The sequence below is a fragment of the Pseudomonas sp. 44 R 15 genome (assembly GCF_900004965.1).
Taxonomy (GTDB): Bacteria; Pseudomonadota; Gammaproteobacteria; order Pseudomonadales; family Pseudomonadaceae; genus Aquipseudomonas; species Aquipseudomonas orientalis_A.
This window is the reverse complement of record NZ_CVTU01000082.1, coordinates 1-891: the sequence shown is the minus strand read 5'-3', so window position 1 is coordinate 891 and position 891 is coordinate 1. Positions and strand designations below refer to the sequence as shown.

Here is an 891-nt window from a genome sequence, read left to right as displayed (position 1 = left end):
GCGAGCACTTTGAAAACCTGGTGCCAGGTACTACAGCGGTTAACACCACTGTTACCGATACCCCAGGCACTGCTGATACCACTACCGTCACGCTCACCGCGCCGAGCGCAGTCAACGAGGGTGGCCAGATTACGTACACCGCGACCTTGAGCAACAAGGCCGGTACTGACGTCACTCTGAAACTTGATAATGGCTCGTCGATCACCATTAAAGCCGGTGAAACCGTCGGCACTGTGACCGTCCCTGCGCCAAGCGATGACGTGTTCATCGACAAGAGCACTCAGATCGTCAAGATCACCGACGCTTCCGGCGGCAACTTCGAGCAGCTGGTAGTTGCGCAAAACAGTGCAACGACAGCGATCAACGACACCATCGACAAGGTCGACGTTGTACTGACCGCTACCACCACCGTCGGCGAGGGCGGCAACATTGTTTACACCGCCAGCCTTGTGGATAAAAACGGCGCGCTGGTGACTAACATCACTAACCCGCTGACTGTCACCCTGGATAACGGCAAAACCATCACCATAGGTGTGAACCAATCGAGCGGTAGCGTTTCGGTTGTTGCACCAGATGACGTCTATAAAGGCGACCAAACCGTCACCACTGCTATCAAGACTGTCACTGGTGGCGAGCACTTCGAAAATCTCGTTCCAGGCACCACGCCGGTTAACACCACCGTTACCGACACCCCAGGTACCGACAACACCACCACCGTTACCCTGACCGCGCCGAGCGCAGTCAACGAGGGTGGCCAGATCACGTACACCGCGACCTTGAGCAACAAGGCCGGTACTGACGTCACGCTGAAGTTGGACAACGGTTCGTCGATTATCATCAAGGCTGGCGATACCGTCGGCACCGTGACCGTCCCTGCGCCAAGCGATGACG

General features: G+C 56.8%; 1 protein-coding gene. It reads left to right on the top strand.

What is annotated here, in order from left to right; genetic code table 11:
• On the top strand, nt 1–891 hold an 891-nt coding region (locus tag BFP93_RS10230), incomplete at both ends, for an immunoglobulin-like domain-containing protein (protein WP_370737784.1).